We start from the raw sequence: 1,710 nt of genomic DNA, 5'->3' as shown, positions 1-1,710 counted from the left end.
GGGGTCGACGGGTGACAGCGAGGAGCAGCGAGATGGGTAGACCGGCAGTACGTGCGACCGCGGTGGTGGTGGGACTTGCGGTCGCTCTGGTCGCCGGCTGTTCCTCCGATACCGATGCGGAGAAGGTGCCGACCCGCGAACCCGCGACCCCGATGGCCGCCCCCGAGACCACGACGCCCCCGGCCGGGACGGTGCAGCAGGTCGGGACCGGCGTCGAGGCGCTCGCGCAGGCGCCCGGCACCGATGTGCTCGCCGCGCTCGTCGACGACGGCACCCGACTGCTGCTCACCGGCTCCGCCACCGACAGCGAGCCGCGCCCGGTGCAGCTGCCGCGGGACGCGGTGACGGTCCTTCCCGGACCGGACGGTCAGGTCCTGGCGCCCGCCGCCGGCGCGGTCCTGCGCGTCGACGTCGACTCCGGTGAGGTCGCCGAGGTCCCGGTGGACGGGGATGCCACCGCGGTCGCGGTGCTGCCGGACGGTCGCTGGGCGGTCGGGACCGCCACCGGCACCACCTACGTTCTCGATCCGGCCTCCGGGGCGGTCGAGTCCACTATCACCGGTCTGGTGTCGGTGGATGTGCTCGTCGCGGCCGGCGACGACGTGGCCGCGCTCGATCGGCGCCAGACCTCGATCACCGAACTGAACCTGAGCGACGAACGGCTGCGGATGGCGCTGCGGGCCGGGGAGGGTGCCGCCCAGATGATCTCCGATCCGTACGGCCGGGTCGTGGTCACCGACACGCAGGACGACGAACTGCTGGTCTACACGCTCGATACGCTCGTGTTGCGGCAGCGCTACCCGAGCGGGCCGGGCCTGTACGGGGTCGCGTACGACGAAGCGCGGGATCTGGTGTGGGTGACATTGACCGGAAGCAACGAGGTTGTGGGCTACGATCTGTCGACCGGGATCCCGAGAGAGAAGCAGCGCTTTGCGACGGTGCGGCAACCCGACTCGGTGTCCGTCGATTCGGACGATGCGGTGTTGGTGATCGGCTCGGCGACCGGTGACGGCTTGCAGCGGATCCCGATCGGGGGTGAGTGATGGCAGGAAGCCGGTTCACGCGACTGCCCGTCGACTGGGACACCAGCAACGACGCCTACGAATACGTGCCGCTGCGGTTGCCGCCGGACGTGTCACGGGTCAGTGCGTCGATGCGGTTGGCGATCTCCGCCGAGTTCCACGGCTGGGAGCTGAGCCGGGTGCGGCTGTACCCGGACGGGAGCCGCCGCGTGCTGCTGCGCCGCCGCAAGACCGATCACCACGTGCCCGAACCGACCGTTCGTTGACACCGACCCCGGACCGCCTCGGCCGGGTTTGCAGGGAGTTTTCGTGTATCGCTATGTCCTGAAACTGATGTTCCTGCTGCCGCCGGAACGCATTCACCACCTCGCGTTCCTCGCGATGCAACTGGTGACGCGTTTCGCGCCGCTGCGGGTGCTGGTGTCGAAGATCCTCGTGGTGGACGACCCGGTGCTGCACAACACCGTGTTCGGGGTGCCGTTCCGGGCGCCGCTGGGGCTGGCCGCAGGGTTCGACAAGGACGCCACCGGCGCCGACGTGTGGGGCCCGCTCGGGTTCGGCTTCGCCGAGATCGGCACCGTGACCGCGCAGGCCCAGCCGGGCAATCCGGCGCCGCGGCTGTTCCGGCTGCCCGAGGACCGCGCGCTGATCAACCGGATGGGTTTCAACAACCACGGCGCCGGCGAGG

The 1,710-nt window shown here is 70.4% G+C and carries 2 protein-coding genes and 1 pseudogene; all 3 read left to right on the top strand.

Annotation, left to right across the window (positions count from 1 at the left end; translation table 11 throughout):
- Positions 1 to 32: 32 nt before the first annotated feature.
- On the top strand, positions 33 to 1,043 hold the full coding sequence (locus I0Q12_RS25470) for a hypothetical protein (protein WP_197255916.1): 1,011 nt from the start codon (positions 33 to 35) through the stop codon (positions 1,041 to 1,043).
- Positions 1,043 to 1,288: a DUF5703 family protein gene (locus I0Q12_RS25465; RefSeq protein ID WP_197255914.1), complete on the top strand. Its 246-nt coding sequence runs from the start codon at positions 1,043 to 1,045 to the stop codon at positions 1,286 to 1,288. The genes I0Q12_RS25470 and I0Q12_RS25465 overlap by 1 nt, the downstream gene beginning before the upstream one ends.
- A 67-nt stretch (positions 1,289 to 1,355) precedes the next feature.
- Positions 1,356 to 1,710: pseudogene (locus I0Q12_RS25460) on the top strand (dihydroorotate dehydrogenase (quinone)); the annotation flags it as partial.

Source organism: Rhodococcus sp. CX, assembly GCF_015865005.1.
Lineage (GTDB): Bacteria > Actinomycetota > Actinomycetes > Mycobacteriales > Mycobacteriaceae > Rhodococcus.
Note: the sequence above shows the minus strand (reverse complement) of the source record. Positions and strands in the feature narration are given on the sequence as shown.